The sequence below is a fragment of the Streptomyces sp. NPDC060028 genome (assembly GCF_042736725.1).
GTDB lineage: Bacteria > Actinomycetota > Actinomycetes > Streptomycetales > Streptomycetaceae > Streptomyces.
Genome location: NZ_JBHWVJ010000014.1, coordinates 99,357 through 116,086 on the forward strand (window position 1 = coordinate 99,357; position 16,730 = coordinate 116,086).

The 16,730-nt window shown below is 70.8% G+C and carries 15 protein-coding genes; 8 read left to right on the plus strand and 7 right to left on the minus strand.

Features of this window, described 5'->3' with window-relative positions; translation table 11 throughout:
• Position 1: 1 nt before the first annotated feature.
• Genes ACFWBF_RS10420 through ACFWBF_RS10435 form a run of 4 tightly spaced genes read right to left on the minus strand, consistent with a single transcriptional unit; the run spans position 2 to position 3,731 of the window.
• Entirely contained in the window at positions 2–319 is a 318-nt protein-coding gene (locus tag ACFWBF_RS10420; RefSeq protein ID WP_385233765.1) for a bifunctional 3-phenylpropionate/cinnamic acid dioxygenase ferredoxin subunit, read from the minus strand.
• Complete coding sequence (gene sufD / locus ACFWBF_RS10425; protein WP_385598224.1) at positions 319–1,497, minus strand: Fe-S cluster assembly protein SufD; 1,179 nt, start codon at positions 1,495–1,497, stop codon at positions 319–321. Before sufD ends, ACFWBF_RS10420 begins: the two co-directional genes overlap by 1 nt.
• Before the next feature lie 60 nt (positions 1,498–1,557).
• Positions 1,558–2,973, minus strand: a complete 1,416-nt coding sequence (sufB, locus tag ACFWBF_RS10430) for a Fe-S cluster assembly protein SufB (protein ID WP_073914009.1) — start codon at positions 2,971–2,973, stop codon at positions 1,558–1,560.
• On the minus strand, positions 2,970–3,731 hold the full coding sequence (locus ACFWBF_RS10435) for a helix-turn-helix transcriptional regulator (protein ID WP_385598228.1): 762 nt from the start codon (positions 3,729–3,731) through the stop codon (positions 2,970–2,972). Before ACFWBF_RS10435 ends, sufB begins: the two co-directional genes overlap by 4 nt.
• 331 nt (positions 3,732–4,062) lie before the next feature.
• On the opposite strand from ACFWBF_RS10435, the gene ACFWBF_RS10440 reads away from it, so the two are divergent.
• The 4 genes from ACFWBF_RS10440 to ACFWBF_RS10455 all read left to right on the plus strand — a co-directional run bounded on the left by ACFWBF_RS10440 (position 4,063) and on the right by ACFWBF_RS10455 (position 7,964).
• A complete protein-coding gene (locus tag ACFWBF_RS10440) occupies positions 4,063–4,989 on the plus strand; it encodes an ABC transporter ATP-binding protein (RefSeq protein ID WP_385598231.1) in 927 nt (308 codons plus the stop codon).
• A complete protein-coding gene (locus ACFWBF_RS10445) occupies positions 4,986–5,753 on the plus strand; it encodes an ABC transporter permease (RefSeq protein ID WP_385598234.1) in 768 nt (255 codons plus the stop codon). Before ACFWBF_RS10440 ends, ACFWBF_RS10445 begins: the two co-directional genes overlap by 4 nt.
• A gap of 80 nt (positions 5,754–5,833) precedes the next feature.
• Positions 5,834–6,970 (plus strand): hypothetical protein, encoded by a 1,137-nt coding sequence (locus ACFWBF_RS10450; RefSeq protein WP_385598238.1) that lies wholly within the window; start codon positions 5,834–5,836, stop codon positions 6,968–6,970.
• Positions 6,971–6,995: 25 nt separating this feature from the next.
• Entirely contained in the window at positions 6,996–7,964 is a 969-nt protein-coding gene (locus ACFWBF_RS10455; protein WP_385598276.1) for a heme A synthase, read from the plus strand.
• A gap of 20 nt (positions 7,965–7,984) precedes the next feature.
• On the opposite strand, the gene ACFWBF_RS10460 is transcribed toward ACFWBF_RS10455, so the two are convergent.
• The 3 genes from ACFWBF_RS10460 to ACFWBF_RS10470 all read right to left on the minus strand — a co-directional run bounded on the left by ACFWBF_RS10460 (position 7,985) and on the right by ACFWBF_RS10470 (position 10,524).
• A complete protein-coding gene (locus tag ACFWBF_RS10460) occupies positions 7,985–9,085 on the minus strand; it encodes an amidohydrolase (RefSeq protein ID WP_385598241.1) in 1,101 nt (366 codons plus the stop codon).
• 110 nt (positions 9,086–9,195) lie between these two features.
• Positions 9,196–9,558: a hypothetical protein gene (locus tag ACFWBF_RS10465; protein WP_385598244.1), complete on the minus strand. Its 363-nt coding sequence runs from the start codon at positions 9,556–9,558 to the stop codon at positions 9,196–9,198.
• 24 nt (positions 9,559–9,582) lie between these two features.
• Positions 9,583–10,524, minus strand: coding sequence for a heme o synthase (locus ACFWBF_RS10470; RefSeq protein ID WP_385598246.1), 942 nt, complete (start codon positions 10,522–10,524; stop codon positions 9,583–9,585).
• A 272-nt stretch (positions 10,525–10,796) separates the two neighbouring features.
• On the opposite strand from ACFWBF_RS10470, the gene tkt reads away from it, so the two are divergent.
• Genes tkt through opcA form a run of 4 tightly spaced genes read left to right on the plus strand, consistent with a single transcriptional unit; the run spans position 10,797 to position 16,604 of the window.
• On the plus strand, positions 10,797–12,899 hold the full coding sequence (gene tkt / locus ACFWBF_RS10475; RefSeq protein WP_385598249.1) for a transketolase: 2,103 nt from the start codon (positions 10,797–10,799) through the stop codon (positions 12,897–12,899).
• Between the two features lie 35 nt (positions 12,900–12,934).
• Entirely contained in the window at positions 12,935–14,053 is a 1,119-nt protein-coding gene (tal, locus tag ACFWBF_RS10480) for a transaldolase (RefSeq protein ID WP_385598252.1), read from the plus strand.
• Between the two features lie 5 nt (positions 14,054–14,058).
• Positions 14,059–15,585 carry a glucose-6-phosphate dehydrogenase gene (zwf, locus tag ACFWBF_RS10485; protein WP_385598255.1) on the plus strand — a complete coding sequence of 509 codons (1,527 nt, stop codon included), beginning with the start codon at positions 14,059–14,061 and terminating at the stop codon, positions 15,583–15,585.
• The gene (opcA, locus tag ACFWBF_RS10490) at positions 15,582–16,604 is read left to right on the plus strand and encodes a glucose-6-phosphate dehydrogenase assembly protein OpcA (RefSeq protein ID WP_385598258.1); all 1,023 of its coding nucleotides are present in this window, start codon (positions 15,582–15,584) and stop codon (positions 16,602–16,604) included. Before zwf ends, opcA begins: the two co-directional genes overlap by 4 nt.
• Positions 16,605–16,730 lie beyond the last annotated feature (126 nt).

The window sequence follows — 16,730 nt, forward strand, 5'->3', positions numbered from 1 at the left end:
CTCAGGACTCCTGGGTGAGGGAGACGAGCACGTCGTCCCCTTCGATCTTTACGGGGTATACGGGTACGGGGCGCGTCGCGGGCAGACTGGACGGCTTGCCGGTGCGCAGGTCGAAGGACGACCCGTGCAGCCAGCACTCGATCATGCAGTCCTCGACCTCGCCCTCCGAGAGCGAGACGTTCGCGTGCGAGCAGATGTCGTTGATCGCGAACACCTCCCCCTCGGCGGAGACGATGGACACCGGCGTGCCGTCGAGTTCCACCCGCTTGGGGGTGTTCTCCTCCAGCTCGCTCAGCGCACAGGCCTTGAGGTACGTCATCAGACCGACGCCTCGAGCTCGACCTCGATCTTCGCGAGAAGGCGCTCCTCGATGTCCGGGACACCGATCTGCTGGACGAGCTCGGCGAAGAAGCCGCGCACGACCAGGCGGCGGGCCTCGTCGGCCGGGATGCCGCGGGCCTGCAGGTAGAAGAGCTGCTCGTCGTCGAAGCGGCCGGTCGCCGAGGCGTGCCCGGCGCCGACGATCTCGCCGGTCTCGATCTCCAGGTTCGGCACCGAGTCGACCCGCGCACCGTCCGTGAGGACGAGGTTGCGGTTCATCTCGTAGGTGTCGGTGCCCTCGGCGGTCTTCTCGATCAGCACGTCGCCGATCCAGACCGCGTGGGCGTCCTGGCCCTGGAGCGCGCCCTTGTAGACCACGTGCGACTTGCAGTGCGGGGCGCTGTGGTCGACCAGGAGACGGTGCTCCTGGTGCTGGCCGGCGTCGGTGAAGTACAGGCCGAGGAGCTCGGCGTCGCCGCCGGGGCCGGCGTAGGTCACGCGCGGGTGCAGGCGTACGACGTCGCCGCCGAAGGTGACCACGATCGACTTGAAGGTCGCGTCGCGGCCGACCAGCGTGTTGTGCTGGGAGCAGTGGACGGCGGTGTCGTCCCAGTCCTGCACGGACACGACGGTGAGCTTGGCGCCGTCGCCGACGAGGAAGTCGACGTTGGCGGCGCGCACGCCGTCACCGGTGTGGTCGATGACGATGACGGCCTCGGCGAAGGCCTGTACGTCGAAGACGGTGTGGCCGAAGGTGGTGCCGCCCTCGCCGTGCAGCGAGACGCGCACCGGCTCGGTCAGGACGGCGTCCTTGGGCACGGTGACGACCGTGGCCTTGGCGAACGACGAGAACGCCTGCGCGGCGACCCGGTCCACCGGGGTGCCGGCCTTGCCGATGCGGGCGTCGTCGCGCTCCACCGATTCGATCGTGACGCCCTCGGGCGCGTCGATCTGGGCCTTCATGGTGCCGTTGGCGACCGCGGTGCCGTCGTGGAGACCACGCAGGCGCGCCAGCGGGGTGAAGCGCCACTCCTCCTCGCGGCCGTGGGGCACGGGGAAGTCCGCCACGTCGAAGGACGGGGGGGCGCTCGTCCGGGTGGCGACGGTGGACTCGGCGGCCACCGCGATCGCGCCGGCGGTGGTCGAACCCGCCGGAATGTTCTGAGCCTCAGCCATGGCTGTCTTCGTGCTCTCTTCCTACGTCAAAGAATGTCTGCGGAAATCGGGCGGTCGGGACTAACCGACCGAGCCCTCCATCTGCAGCTCGATCAGCCGGTTCAGCTCCAGCGCGTACTCCATCGGGAGCTCACGCGCGATCGGCTCGACGAAGCCGCGCACGATCATCGCCATGGCCTCGAACTCCGTCAGACCGCGGCTCATCAGGTAGAAGAGCTGGTCGTCGGAGACCTTGGAGACGGTCGCCTCGTGGCCCATGGACACGTCGTCCTCGCGCACGTCCACGTAGGGGTACGTGTCCGAGCGGGAGATGGTGTCGACCAGGAGCGCGTCACACAGCACGTTGGACTTCGAGCCGTGGGCGCCCTCGCCGATCTCGACGAGGCCTCGGTACGAGGTGCGGCCGCCGCCTCGCGCCACCGACTTGGAGACGATGTTCGAGGAGGTGTACGGCGCCATGTGGACCATCTTGGAGCCGGCGTCCTGGTGCTGGCCCTCGCCCGCGAAGGCGATGGACAGCGTCTCGCCCTTGGCGTGCTCGCCCATCAGGTAGACGGCCGGGTACTTCATGGTGACCTTGGAACCGATGTTGCCGTCGACCCACTCCATGGTCGCGCCCTCGTACGCCACGGCGCGCTTGGTGACCAGGTTGTAGACGTTGTTCGACCAGTTCTGGATGGTCGTGTAGCGGCAGCGGCCGCCCTTCTTCACGATGATCTCGACCACGGCGCTGTGCAGCGAGTCCGAGGAGTAGATCGGGGCGGTGCAGCCCTCGACGTAGTGGACGTACGCGTCCTCGTCGACGATGATCAGCGTCCGCTCGAACTGGCCCATGTTCTCCGTGTTGATACGGAAGTAGGCCTGGAGCGGAATGTCGACCTTGACGCCCTTGGGCACGTAGATGAACGAGCCGCCCGACCACACGGCGGTGTTCAGCGACGCGAACTTGTTGTCGCCGACCGGGATGACCGTGCCGAAGTACTCCTGGAAGAGCTCCGGGTGCTCCTTGAGCGCGGTGTCCGTGTCGAGGAAGATGACGCCCTGCTCCTCCAGGTCCTCGCGGATCTGGTGGTAGACGACCTCGGACTCGTACTGGGCCGCGACACCGGCGACGAGGCGCTGCTTCTCCGCCTCCGGGATGCCGAGCTTGTCGTACGTGTTCTTGATGTCCTCCGGCAGGTCCTCCCAGGAAGCGGCCTGCTTCTCGGTGGAGCGCACGAAGTACTTGATGTTGTCGAAGTCGATGCCCGAGAGGTCGGAGCCCCAGTTCGGCATGGGCTTCTTGTCGAACAGCTTGAGGCCCTTGAGGCGGAGCTTCAGCATCCACTCCGGCTCGGACTTCTTGGCCGAGATGTCGCGGACGACATCCTCGGACAGACCCCGCTTGGCAGCGGCGCCGGCCGCGTCGGAGTCGGCCCAGCCGTATTCGTAGGTGCCCAGGCCATCGAGCTCAGGGTGAGCAGTCTCCGTGGTCATGCGGGGTTCCTCCCGGCCGTGCTTGCAGATGCTGATGTGTCGGTGTGTGTCGCGCCCGCGCCTCGCGGAATGAACGTGGTGCACACCCCGTCGCCGTGGGCGATCGTGGCGAGACGCTGCACATGCGTCCCGAGCAGGCGGGAGAAGACCTCGGTCTCCGCCTCGCAGAGCTGCGGGAACTGCTCGGCTACGTGAGCGACCGGGCAGTGGTGCTGGCAGAGCTGTTCACCGCTGTGCGGACCAGGAGCGCTCTTGGCCGTAGCAGCGTACCCGTCCGCGGTCAACGCCTTGGCGAGGGCCTCGGTCCGCTGCGCGGGGGCGGCCGCCTCCAGGGCTTCCCGGTAGCTCACCGCCTGCGTCTCCATCCGGGCCCGGGCGAAGGCGGCGACGGCCGCCTCACCCTGTTCCCCGCCGCCCACGGACTGTGCGATCCAGCGCAGGGCGTCCGCGGCGAGCGTGTCGTAGGACTGGTCGAAGGCGTCGCGGCCGCAGTCGGTCAGCGCGAAGACCTTGGCGGGCCGGCCCCGGGTGCGCGCGCCGTACACGCGCTGCTCGCGGGGTGCGACCACGTCGTCTGCGACGAGCGTGTCGAGGTGGCGGCGGACGGCGGCCTGGGTGAGGCCGAGGCGCTGGGCGAGGTCGGCGACGGTGGACGGACCGTGGTCCAGGATGGACCGCGCGACCCGGTTGCGGGTTGACCGCTCCCCGGTCGCCAGTTCCCCCTGGGGGGTCTCTGTCTGCCGTTCGCCGTATTTCACAACGCCATTGTTGCGTAATTAGTCGAGCTCCGACAAGCCGTGACCGAGGCCACTCCAGGTGGCCTCCATCACTAAGGGTTACCTTATTTATCCACGGAGAGTTAAGCGGGGGTCGATTCTCTGCTCTGCCGCAGAGCCCCGCCGGTGGTCCAGTACACGGCCCCACCAGCAATCCCCCGCCCACGACGTTCCCGGCCCGGTAAACATCGGGTTCCGGAAAAGATCACCGAATGCGGTTGGGCCATCCAGGATCGCAAGGCTGAAAAGAGCCGTGTTCGCGACGTACGACCCCTCTCCGGACACCTCCCCCGGCTCCGTAGACTCACCCTTCATGAGCAACGACCCCGCCGTGGAGATCCGCGGACTGGTGAAGCGGTACGGCCCCAAGACAGCGGTGGACGGCTTGGACCTCACCGTCCGCAGGGCCCGCGTCACCGCGGTCCTGGGCCCCAACGGCGCGGGCAAGACGACCACCGTGGAAACCTGCGAGGGCTACCGCCGCCCCGACGCCGGAACCGTCCGCGTCCTCGGCCTCGACCCCGTCACCCGGGCCGAGGCCCTGCGCCCCCGCATCGGCGTGATGCTCCAGTCCGGCGGCGTCTACTCCGGCGCCCGGGCCGTCGAGATGCTGCGCCACATGGCCAAGCTGTACGCCGACCCCCTCGACGTCGACACCCTCGTGGAACGCCTCGGCCTCGGCGGCTGCGGCCGCACCGCCTACCGCCGGCTCTCGGGTGGCCAGCAGCAGCGCCTGGCCCTCGCCATGGCCGTCGTGGGCCGCCCCGAGCTGGTCTTCCTGGACGAGCCGACCGCGGGCCTGGACCCGCAGGCCCGCCGCGCGACCTGGGACCTCGTACGGGAACTGCGCGCCGACGGGGTGTCCGTCGTCCTCACCACCCACCACATGGACGAGGCCGAGCAGCTCGCGGACGAGGTCGCCATCATCGACGCCGGCAAGGTCATCGCCCACGGCACCCCCGAGCAGCTGTGCCGCGGCGGCGCCGAGAACACCCTGCGCTTCACCGGCCGCCCCGCCCTCGACCTCGCCTCGCTGCTGAAGGCGCTGCCCGACGGCACCCAGGCCGCCGAGCTCGTCCCGGGCACCTACCGGGTCACCGGCGACGTCCACCCGCAGCTGCTGGCCACGGTCGCCTCCTGGTGCGCGCAGCACGGCGTGATGCCGGACAGCCTCTCCGTCGAGCGGCACACACTCGAAGACGTCTTCCTCGAACTGACCGGTAAGGAGCTGCGCGCATGAGCGCCGGTACGTTCACCCCCCGCCCGGGGGCCGCGCCCGTGTCCCGGATGATCCTGGCGCAGACGGCGCTGGAGACCCGGATGCTGCTGCGCAACGGGGAGCAGCTGCTGCTGACCGTGATCATCCCGGCGCTGCTGCTGACGCTCTTCTCCGCCGTCGACATCGTGGACACGGGCAGCGAGAAGTCGGTCGACTTCCTGGCTCCGGGGATCCTCGCGCTCGCGGTGATGTCCACGGCCTTCACCGGCCAGGCCATCGCCACCGGCTTCGACCGCCGCTACGGGGTGCTGAAGCGGCTCGGGGCCTCGCCGCTGCCGCGCTGGGCGCTGATGGCCGCCAAGACCCTGTCCGTGCTGGTCACCGAGGTGCTGCAGATCGCGCTGCTGACGGCGATCGCGTTCGCCCTGGGCTGGTCCCCGCACGGCAACCCGCTCTCGGCCGCCCTGCTGGTCCTGCTCGGCACGGCCGCCTTCTCCGGCCTCGGACTGCTGATGGCGGGCACCCTCAAGGCCGAGGCGACCCTGGCCGCCGCCAACCTGGTCTTCCTGCTCCTGCTGGTCGGCGGCGGGGTGATCGTGCCGCTGGAGAAGTTCCCGGGTGCGGTGCAGTCCGTCCTCGCCCTGCTCCCGATCTCGGCCCTGTCCGATGGTCTGCGCGAGGTGCTCCAGCACGGGGCCGCGCTGCCGTGGGGCGACGCGGCCGTGCTGGCCGGCTGGTCCGTACTCGGTCTGGGCGCCGCCGCGCGCTACTTCCGCTGGGAGTGAATCCCTTCCCCTGGGCTTGACGTTGCGAGGAGGATGGGCGCCTCCACACGACAGCGCACCACAGACGCCGGGGGGCGGGCATGGCGCAGCGGGAGGCCGTTCTGCGGCTGGACGAGCAGTGGGCACGGATCCGGTCGGGCGCGGCGCACGCGGAGCCGGCTGAGGCCGACGCGCTGCTGGCCGAGCTGATCGGGGCCCTGCGTGAGCCGGCCCGTACGGATGCGGAGTGCGCCGCCCGGCTCGGGCTGCGCCTGGGTGACCTGGCGGCCCGGCGCTTCGCGGGCGGCGACCGGGCCGGGGCGCTGTCCGCGATCGAGGAGGGGCTGCGGTTCTCCCAGCAGGCGGCCGGGCACGCCCCGGAGTACGCGCGCTGGTACGCCCGGGGCCTGATCAACCAGGGGGTCTGGCTGTCCTGGCCGCTGAGCGACGGGGAGCGGCTCCCCCGGCACCCGCTCGGCCCGGGGTCCGAGAACGGCCCGAGTGCCATGGAGCGGGCGGCCGGTGAGCGCGCCCGCGACCTGACCCGCGGCGCGGTCGGCGTCTGGGCCTCCCTGGACCAGGAGGACCCGGTCAACCAGTGGGGGCTCGCGCAGGCGAAGGTCTTCCTCGGCGACCGGCTCGCGGAGCTGGGTCTCGCCGAGGACGCGGTGGCCTGGGCGGTGGACGCCGAGGGCCACTTCCGGCGCCTGCTGCTCGCGGATCCGGGCTCCGAGGAGTCCCAGGAGGCCGAGGAGGCGCTGGACCACATCGGCCGCCAGCTCGAACTGCGGCTGCGTTTCCTGTCCTTCGACTCCCTGGTCAGCCTGCGCACCCGGGGTCTGCTGCCCGAACGGCTGCTGCCCCAGGCCGTGGTGGCGGCCCGGATCCAGGGCGCGGCGGAGTCCGAGATCGCGGTCCGGCTGCACCTGGAGGGAGACCAGGTGCGCACGATGCTGGAGGTCACCCCTTGGGTCGCGGTGTGGCGCGTCGAGGTGCGGGGTCCTGACGGGCTGTGGAACGTACCGGGCCATCCGTGGCACAACGGTGCAGAGGTGAGGAACAGGACAGCCGAGGACGTAGGGGCCGAATTGGTACGGGGCTTCGCGGCGTCGGCCGACTACCCCGGCGACAGCGCCCTTTGGCGGGTCCGCGTCTGGTGGCACGCCGAAGGCGACCCCGCCGGGGCCAGGTTCCGGCTGGTCGTCGGCCCGGACGCCCCGGCGGCCACCCCCTCGTGAAAGTTTGCACAAGGGTCCGCGTACGATAAGGGCCGTGTTGACCCCTCTCGCTTACATCGCCAGCCGCTGGACTCCGTCACCCCGGACCGTCCGGCGGGCCGCGGCCGCCGCGCTCCTGATGAGCGTGGTCATCGTCGTCACCGGCGGCGCGGTGCGGCTGACCGGATCAGGTCTCGGCTGCGACACCTGGCCCAAGTGCACCGACGACAGCCTGGTCGCGACCCGGGAACAGGGCATCCACGGCGCCATCGAGTTCGGCAACCGCATGCTGACGTACGTGCTCTGCGCGGCCGTTGGCTGGGGGATCATCGCCGCCCGCTCGGCCAAGCCCTGGCGCCGTTCGCTCACCCGGCTCGGCTGGCTCCAGTTCGCCATCGTGATGGGCAACGCCGTGCTCGGCGGCATCACCGTCATGACGGGGCTCAACCCCTACAGCGTGGCCGGGCACTTCCTGCTCGCCACCTCGCTCATCACCGTGGCGACGATCACCTGGCAGCGCACCCGCGAGGGTGACACCGAGGCCCGGCCGCGCGTGCCCGGTCCGGTCCGCAAGCTGTCGTGGACGATGCTCGTGGCCACCCTGGTGCTCATCGCGGCGGGCACGGTCGTGACCGGCTCCGGTCCGCACGCCGGCGACAGCAGCGAGATCAAGCGCATGCCGTTCGACTGGTCGACCACCGCCCACGTGCACGCCGTCGCCGCCTGGCTGGTGTGCGCGCTCGCCGTGGCCATGTGGCTGGTGCTGCGCGTGGTGGACGCCCCCACCGACACCCGGGCGCGCGCCCGCGATCTGCTGATCGTGCTGCTCGCCCAGGGCGGCATCGGCTACGTGCAGTTCTTCACCAAGGTGCCGGAGGCCCTGGTCGCCGCCCACATGCTCGGTTCCTGTCTGGTGTGGATCGCGGTGCTCCGCGTCGCGCTGAGCCTGCGCGAGCGGCCGGCGGCGCAGGCGGAGATCCCGGCCCAGGGCGACGCGCAGCTCTCCACCGTCTGACGCTCCGGCCGGCCGGAGCGTCAGACGCGCCCGTCCAGCCGGTAGACGCGGCGGGCGTTGCCCGCCGCGACCATGGCGGCGACCCGGCCCGCGTCCGGCCAGGACCAGGCCCCGTCGGCGACCCAGCCGCCCAGTACGCGGCCCAGGGCCTCCCGGAACACCAGGGCGCCCACCACGTGCAGTTCGGGCAGCCTCCGCCCGCCGCTGGAGAAGAGCAGCTTCCCGAACGGCGCGAGCTCCAGCAGCTCGGCGAGGACCGCCGAGGCCCGGGCCCCGGTCTGCCCGAGGGCCGCGCCGACATCGGCGTACACGTGCGGGAAGGCCGCCGCCAGCTGCGCGGCGCGGCGGTGGTGCGGGTATCCGCCGAGCAGCACGAGGCGCGTGCCCAGGCCCGCGGTGGCCCGTACGAACCCGGTCGGCAGCCCCGGATCGCCCCCGGCCAGGCCCGCACCCGCGGCCGCGGCGGTGTGCAGCTGCAGCGGCAGCCCGGACGACACCGCGCTCCACAGCAGGTGCCGCAGGAGTACGGGGTCCCGTACGGCCTCGCCCCTGGTGCGGCCGGCCAGCCACCGGCCGGCCGCCCCGCGCACCTCCCCCGGGCCGGGCGGCTCGGGGTCCAGGGCCGCGGCGGCGCCGCAGGAGAAGGCCGTGGCTCCGGCGGCGCAGTGGTGGACGGCCTCGGCGAGGTTGGCGAGGAAGGCGGTCACCGTCCCGGAGGTGTCGGCGACCCGCTCGGCCAGCAGTTCCAGCCGGACCACCTCGAAGGCCTCGGCGTCCCCGGCGAGCGCCAGCTCCTTGGGCCCGGTGAGGTCACCGTCCGCACCGGTGTCGACCAGGTACGCGGCGACGCCCGAGCCCCGCAGGAGCAGCCGTGCGGACTCGGCGGCGCCCAGTTCACGGCGCCGGGCCAGGTACCGGGCGGGAGCGCAGTGCGGTTCGAGGCCCAGCAGGGGCGGGCACCAGCGGCGCACCGCGAACCCGGTCTGGGTGTCGAAGAAGGTGGTGCCGGCGGCGGGCGGGCCGGCGGAGCGGATCAACTGGGCCTCGAAGGTGCCGAGACCCAGCTCCGTGCGGAGCACTCCCTGGCAGTACTGGTCCACCAGGGGCGGCGTTTCGATCATCCGGGCATCCCGTTGCGGACGTGAGGAAGGGGCTTCCACACGTCCTAACGGGTGAGCGGGGTGTGAGGTGTTGCTCGCGCTGTTGACCGAGCGCTCCCCGGGGCGCGGGGTCAGGCCGCCGGGTGCGCGGTTCCGCCGAGCTGGATGCCGGCCATCCGGTCCCACTCGTACGGTCCGGTCTTCACGCGCGCGGCGAACTCCCCGTCGAACTCCTCGTGGAGGGTCAGCCCGGCCTTCTCGGCGGCGAGCTGCGCCACCTCGTACGTCGGGGCCACCAGGTCGCCCCAGCCGCCGTCCGTGCCGACGAGCACGATCCGGGTGCCGGCCTGCCCGATGTGGGCGAGCTGGCCCTCGGCGCCGCCGTGCAGCTTGGCGAACGCGCCGATCTGCCTGGCCAGCTTCGCCGCCGTGCGCTCCTGCTTCTTGTCCGCGGCGCCTTCGCTGCCTGCGGTCTCTGCCGTGGTGTCTGCCATGGAAGGCATGCTACCGGCGAGTAATCAACGGAGGAAGGGATCCACGGCCACCGCCACGAAGAGCAGCGACACATAGGTGATGGACCAGTGGAACAGCCGCATCTCCTTGAGCTTCGCGCCCGTCACGCCGGCCTTGGCCCGCGCGTGCAGTGCGTGCGCCTCCCACAGCCACCAGCCGCCCGCCACCAGCGCGACCGCGGTGTAGAACCAGCCGGTGTACCCCAGCGGGGTCAGCAGCAGCGAGACCGCCACCATCACCCAGCTGTAGAGGACGATCTGGCGCGCCACGACCTGGTTGCCGGCCACGACCGGGAGCATCGGGACGCCGACACGCGCGTAGTCGTCCTTCACCTTCATCGACAGCGGCCAGTAGTGCGGCGGCGTCCAGAAGAAGATGACGAGGAAGAGGATGACCGCGGCCCAGGAGACCTCGTTCTTGACGGCCGACCAGCCGATGAGCACCGGCATGCAGCCCGCGATGCCGCCCCAGACGATGTTCTGCGAGGTGCGCCGCTTCAGCAGCATCGTGTAGACCACGACGTAGAAGAGGAGCGCGCCGAGCGAGAGCGCGGCCGACAGCCAGTTGACGAGCAGGCCGAAGAAGAGGGTGGAAACCACGGCCAGGGTGATGCCGAACGCCAGGCATTCGCGCGGGCTCACCATGCCGGTCACCAGCGGTCGCTGCGAGGTGCGGTCCATCAGCGCGTCGATGTCGCGGTCGATGTACATGTTCAGCGCGTTGGCGCCGCCCGCGGACAGGTAGCCGCCGAAGCAGGTCGTGAGGACCAGCCAGAGCGAGGGCACGCCCTGCTCGGCGAGGAACATCACCGGCACTGTGGTGATCAGCAGAAGTTCGATGATCCGCGGCTTGGTCAATGCCACGAAAGCCATGGCCCGGGCCCCGAGCGGCCGGTGACCGGGGCTCGTCCCGAGCACCCCCGCTGGACGGGATTCGACGGCCGTCACGCACACCCCTGACAGAGAATCCAGCAAGCTCCGGCGCAGACGCTTCGGATAGGAAGGCCCGGTAAGGACTTGCGCGTACCACGCCACTGTAGACGTAGCTCTGATCCCGTCCCGCGCGGGGGTCACCCCGTGTTGGTCCGATCGGCGCCCAGACGTCACGACGGACCGTGGGTACTCGAATAGCTGCACGCCGTGGCGGGGGTAGGCTCGGAATCGCGCCGGTGCACCGTTCGTACCGGGAACAGACATGTGGAGAGGAGCCCTGAAAAACGGTGAGCACCAAGCCGACCACCACAGAGCTCGAGTGGACCGAACTGGACCAGCGGGCCGTTGACACCGCCCGCATCCTGGCCGCGGACGCGGTCCAGAAGGTCGGAAACGGCCACCCGGGCACGGCGATGAGCCTGGCCCCCGCCGCGTACACCCTCTTCCAGAAGGTGATGCGCCACGACCCGGCGGACCCGGAGTGGGTCGGTCGCGACCGTTTCGTGCTCTCCGCGGGCCACTCGTCCCTGACCCTCTACACCCAGCTCTACCTGGGCGGTTTCGGCCTGGAGCTGGACGACCTCAAGGCGTTCCGCACCTGGGGCTCGAAGACCCCGGGCCACCCGGAGTACGGCCACACGGCCGGCGTCGAGACCACCACCGGCCCGCTGGGCCAGGGCATCGCCAACGCGGTGGGCATGGCCATGGCCGCCCGCTACGAGCGCGGTCTGTTCGACCCGCAGGCCCCCGCGGCCACCTCCCCGTTCGACCACATGGTCTACGCGATCGCGGGCGACGGCTGCCTGCAGGAGGGCATCTCCCACGAGGCGTCCGCGCTGGCCGGTCACCAGAAGCTCGGCAACCTGGTGCTGCTGTGGGACGACAACCACATCTCCATCGAGGGCGACACGGAGACGGCCGTCTCCGAGGACACGCTCAAGCGCTACGAGGCGTACGGCTGGCACGTCCAGCGCGTCGCGCAGCAGGACAACGGCGACCTCGACCCGAAGGCGCTGTACGCCGCCCTCCAGGCCGCCAAGGCCGAGACCGGGCGCCCGTCCTTCATCGCGGCCCGCTCGATCATCGCCTGGCCCGCCCCGCACGCCCAGGGCACCGAGGCCTCGCACGGCTCCGCCCTCGGCAACGACGAGGTCGCGGCCACCAAGCGCGTGCTCGGCTTCGACCCGGAGCAGACCTTCGAGGTCGCCGACGAGGTCCTCGCGCACACCCGCGCCCTCGGGGACCGCGGCCGCGAGGCCAAGGCCGCGTGGGAGAAGGACTTCTCCGCCTGGCGCACGGCCAACCCGGAGCGCGCCGCGGAGTTCGACCGCATCAACGCCAACGAGCTGCCCGCGGGCTGGGAGGACGAGCTCCCCGTCTTCGAGACCGGCAAGGGCGTCGCCACCCGCGCCGCCTCCGGCAAGGTGCTCGAGGCGCTCGGCGCGGTCATCCCGGAGCTGTGGGGCGGCTCGGCCGACCTCGCCGGCTCCAACAACACCACCATCGACAAGAACTCCTCGTTCCTGCCGGTGGGCAACCCGCTGCCGGAGGCCGACCCGTACGGCCGCACCATCCACTTCGGCATCCGCGAGCACGCCATGGCCGCGTCCATGAACGGCATCGCCCTGCACGGCCACACCCGCATCTACGGCGGCACCTTCCTGGTGTTCTCCGACTACATGCGCAACGCCGTCCGGCTGTCCGCCCTGATGCACCTGCCGGTGACGTACGTGTGGACGCACGACTCCATCGGCCTCGGCGAGGACGGCCCGACCCACCAGCCGGTCGAGCACGTCGCCGCGCTGCGCGCCATCCCGGGCCTGAACGTGGTCCGCCCGGCCGACGCGAACGAGACCGCCATCGCCTGGCGCGAGATCCTGCGCCGCCACACCAAGGTGTTCGGCAAGGGCGCTCCGCACGGTCTGGCGCTCACCCGCCAGGGCGTGCCGACGTACGAGCGCAACGAGGACGCCGCCAAGGGCGGTTACGTGCTGTTCGAGGCCACCGGCCCCGACGGGCAGAGCGCAGCGGCTCAGGTCGTCCTCATCGGCACCGGCTCCGAGGTCCAGCTCGCCGTGGCCGCGCGCGAGGCGCTCCAGGCCGAGGGCGTTGCGACCCGCGTGGTCTCGATGCCCTCCGTGGAGTGGTTCGAGGAGCAGGGCCAGGAGTACAAGGACAGCGTCCTGCCGCCGTCCGTCAAGGCGCGTGTCGCGGTCGAGGCCGGCATCGGCCTGACCTGGCACCGCTACGTCGGCGACGCCGGCCGGATCGTCTCGCTGGAGCACTTCGGTGCCTCGGCCGACGCGAAGGTGCTGTTCCGCGAGTTCGGCTTCACCCCCGAGGCCGTGACCGCCGCCGCCCGGGAATCGCTCGCCGCCGCCGCGCGCTGACGCCCGTACCCAGACCAGTAGGAGATGCAATTCCCATGACAGACGCACTCAAGCGCCTCTCCGACGAGGGCGTGGCGATCTGGCTGGACGACCTGTCCCGCAAGCGGATCACGTCCGGCAACCTGGCCGAGCTCATCGACCAGCAGCACGTGGTCGGTGTCACCACCAACCCGTCGATCTTCCAGAAGGCGATCAGCAGCGGTGACGGTTACGAGCAGCAGCTCGCCGACCTCGCCGCCCGCAAGGTCACCGTCGAGGAGGCGATCCGCATGATCACCACGGCGGACGTCCGCGACGCCGCCGACATCCTGCGCCCGGTCTACGACGCGACCGAGGGCCAGGACGGCCGGGTCTCGATCGAGGTCGACCCGCGCCTGGCGCACGACACCACGGCGACCATCGCCGAGGCCAAGCAGCTCGCCTGGCTGGTGGACCGCCCGAACACGCTCATCAAGATCCCGGCGACCGAGGCCGGCCTGCCGGCGATCACCGAGGTCATCGGCAAGGGCATCAGCGTCAACGTGACGCTGATCTTCTCGCTGGAGCGCTACCGCGCGGTCATGGACGCGTACCTGGCGGGCCTGGAGAAGGCGAAGGCCGCGGGCCTGGACCTCTCCAAGATCCACTCGGTTGCCTCCTTCTTCGTGTCCCGCGTGGACAGCGAGATCGACAAGCGCCTGGACGCCGTCGGCACCGACGAGGCCAAGGCCCTCAAGGGCAAGGCGGCGCTCGCCAACGCCCGGCTGGCCTACGAGGCGTACGAAGGGGTCTTCTCCGGCGAGCGCTGGGACGCCCTGGACAGGGCGCACGCCAACAAGCAGCGCCCGCTGTGGGCCTCGACCGGCGTCAAGGACCCGGCGTACAAGGACACCCTGTACGTGGTGGACCTGGTCGCCCCCGGCACGGTGAACACCATGCCCGAGGCCACCCTGGACGCCACCGCCGATCACGGCGTGGTCTCCGGCGACACCATCCGCGGCACGTACGAGCAGGCACGCAATGAGCTCGAAGCGGTCGCGAAGCTGGGCATTTCGTATGACGATGTGGTGCAGCTGCTTGAAGACGAGGGCGTCGAGAAGTTCGAGGCGTCCTGGAACGACCTGCTGAAGTCGACCGAGGCGGAGCTTGCCCGCCTTGCCCCCACGGAGGCCTGAACACCTTGTTTGTAAACGGAGCGAACCCGCTTCGTGACGCACAGGACCGGCGGCTCCCGCGCATCGCGGGGCCGTCCGGCCTGGTCATTTTCGGCGTTACGGGTGACCTGTCGCGCAAGAAGCTGATGCCTGCCGTCTACGACCTGGCCAACCGCGGGCTGCTCCCGCCAGGCTTCTCGCTGATCGGCTTCGCCAGACGCGAGTGGGCTGACGAGGACTTCGCGAAGGAGGTCCACGACGCCGTCAAGGAGCACTCCCGTACGCCGTTCCGTGAAGAGGTCTGGCAGCAGCTGGTGCAGGGCTGCCGCTTCGTCCAGGGCGACTTCGACGACGACGCGGCCTTCGAGACGCTGAAGGCCACGATCGAGGAGCTGGACAAGGCGCAGGGCACGGGCGGCAACTTCGCCTTCTACCTGTCCGTCCCGCCGAAGTTCTTCCCCAAGGTGGTCCAGCAGCTCAAGGACCACGGGCTGGCGCAGAAGGAGGGCTCCTGGCGGCGCGCCGTCATCGAGAAGCCCTTCGGCCACAACCTGAAGAGCGCCGAGGAGCTCAACAAGGTCGTCCACGAGGTCTTCCCCCGTGACGAGGTCTTCCGGATCGACCACTACCTGGGCAAGGAGACCGTCCAGAACATCCTGGCGCTCCGCTTCGCCAACACCATGTTCGAGCCGATCTGGAACCGGTCGTACGTCGACCACGTGCAGATCACCATGGCGGAGGACATCGGCATCGGCGGCCGGGCCGGCTACTACGACGGCATCGGCGCGGCCCGCGACGTCATCCAGAACCACCTGCTCCAGCTGCTCGCGCTGACGGCGATGGAGGAGCCCGGCTCCTTCCACCCCAAGGCACTGGTGGCCGAGAAGCTCAAGGTGCTGACCGCGGTGGAGCTTCCCGAGGACCTGGGCAAGCACACCGTGCGCGGCCAGTACTCGGCGGCCTGGCAGGGCGGCGAGAAGGTCGTCGGGTACCTCGAAGAGGACGGCATCGACCCCAAGTCGAAGACCGACACCTACGCGGCCATCCGCCTGGAGATCAACAACCGCCGCTGGGCGGGCGTCCCGTTCTACCTGCGGACCGGCAAGCGCCTGGGCCGCCGGGTGACCGAGATCGCCGTGGTCTTCAAGCGGGCCCCGTACCTGCCGTTCGAGTCGGGCGCGACCGAGGAGCTGGGACAGAACGCCCTGGTCATCCGGGTCCAGCCGGACGAGGGCGTGACGGTGCGCTTCGGCTCCAAGGTTCCGGGCACCTCCATGGAGGTCCGGGACGTGACGATGGACTTCGCCTACGGCGAGTCCTTCACGGAGTCGAGCCCCGAGGCGTACGAGCGGCTGATCCTGGATGTCCTGCTGGGTGACGCGAACCTCTTCCCGCGCCACCAGGAGGTCGAGCTGTCCTGGAACATCCTCGACCCGATCGAGGAGTACTGGGACAAGCACGGCAAGCCCGCGCAGTACCCGGCGGGCACCTGGGGACCGGTCGAGGCGGACGAGATGCTCGCACGAGACGGACGGAGCTGGCGCCGGCCATGAAGATCGACCTCACGGAGACCAACTCCAGCAGGATCAACGCCGCGTTGGTGCAGGCGCGCCGGGACATCGGCACGCCGGCCATCGGCATGGTCCTCACGCTGGTGATCGTGACCGACGAGGAGAACGCGTACGACGCGCTCAAGTCGGCGAACGACGCTTCCCACGAACACCCTTCGCGGATCATCGTCGTCATCAAGCGGGCCGCCCGCTCGCCGCGCAGCCGCCGCGACGCCCGTCTCGACGCGGAAATCCGCGTCGGGGCGGACTCCGGCACCGGCGAAACGGTTGTGCTCCGCCTTCACGGTGAACTGGTCGACCACGCCCAGTCGGTGGTCCTCCCGCTCCTCCTGCCGGACGCCCCCGTGGTCGTCTGGTGGCCCGAGGGCGCTCCGTCGGACCTGGCGGGCGACCCGCTGGGGGCCCTGGGGCAGCGCCGGATCACGGACACGTACTCCTGCGAGAACCCGATCGGGGCTCTCGCCACCCGGGCGGCGGCCTACGCCCCCGGCGACACGGACCTGTCCTGGACCCGGATCACCCCGTGGCGCTCGATGCTGGCCGCCGCGCTGGACCAGCAGGCCCACTCGGTCGCCTCGGCGATCGTCGAGGGCGAGGACGACAACCCGAGCTGCGAGCTGCTGGCCATGTGGCTGGCGGACCGCCTCGGCGTCCCCGTCAAGCGGACCCTGTCCGGGGGCCCGGGCCTCACCGCCGTCCGCATGGAGACCAAGGACGGCGAGATCGTCCTGGACCGCGCGGACGGGGCGCTGGCGACGCTGTGCATGCCGGGTCAGCCCGACCGTGCGGTGGCGCTGAAGCGCCGGGAGACGGCCGAGCTGCTGGCGGAGGAGCTGCGCCGGCTCGACCCGGACAACACCTACGAGTCCGCGCTGAAGTTCGGCGTGGCCCGCCTGGAGGCTTCGGCCGTACCGGCCGAGCCGACGCCCGCTGCGGCTCCGGCTCCGGCCGGGGCGCCGAAGCCGGCGCCCAAGGCGGCCAAGAAGGCCGCGGCCAAGTAGCACGCACGGTCCGGCCGCGCGGGGGGGGGGGGGGGGGCCCCCCCCCCCCCCCGCCCCCCACCCCCCCCCCCCACAAAACCGCCCCCCCACAGGCGGGGGGAAATAAAAAAAAAAAAAAAACCACGC

Excerpts from the sequence above, each read along its gene's own strand:
- ACFWBF_RS10460 (WP_385598241.1), bottom strand. The coding sequence starts at position 9,085 with ATGATCGAAACGCCGCCCCTGGTGGACCAGTACTGCCAGGGAGTGCTC.
- tal (WP_385598252.1), top strand. The coding sequence starts at position 12,935 with ATGACAGACGCACTCAAGCGCCTCTCCGACGAGGGCGTGGCGATCTGG.
- ACFWBF_RS10450 (WP_385598238.1), top strand. The coding sequence starts at position 5,834 with ATGGCGCAGCGGGAGGCCGTTCTGCGGCTGGACGAGCAGTGGGCACGG.
- sufD (WP_385598224.1), bottom strand. The coding sequence starts at position 1,497 with ATGGCTGAGGCTCAGAACATTCCGGCGGGTTCGACCACCGCCGGCGCG.
- opcA (WP_385598258.1), top strand. The coding sequence starts at position 15,582 with ATGAAGATCGACCTCACGGAGACCAACTCCAGCAGGATCAACGCCGCG.
- ACFWBF_RS10440 (WP_385598231.1), top strand. The coding sequence starts at position 4,063 with ATGAGCAACGACCCCGCCGTGGAGATCCGCGGACTGGTGAAGCGGTAC.
- ACFWBF_RS10445 (WP_385598234.1), top strand. The coding sequence starts at position 4,986 with ATGAGCGCCGGTACGTTCACCCCCCGCCCGGGGGCCGCGCCCGTGTCC.
- ACFWBF_RS10420 (WP_385233765.1), bottom strand. The coding sequence starts at position 319 with ATGACGTACCTCAAGGCCTGTGCGCTGAGCGAGCTGGAGGAGAACACC.
- ACFWBF_RS10465 (WP_385598244.1), bottom strand. The coding sequence starts at position 9,558 with ATGGCAGACACCACGGCAGAGACCGCAGGCAGCGAAGGCGCCGCGGAC.
- sufB (WP_073914009.1), bottom strand. The coding sequence starts at position 2,973 with ATGACCACGGAGACTGCTCACCCTGAGCTCGATGGCCTGGGCACCTAC.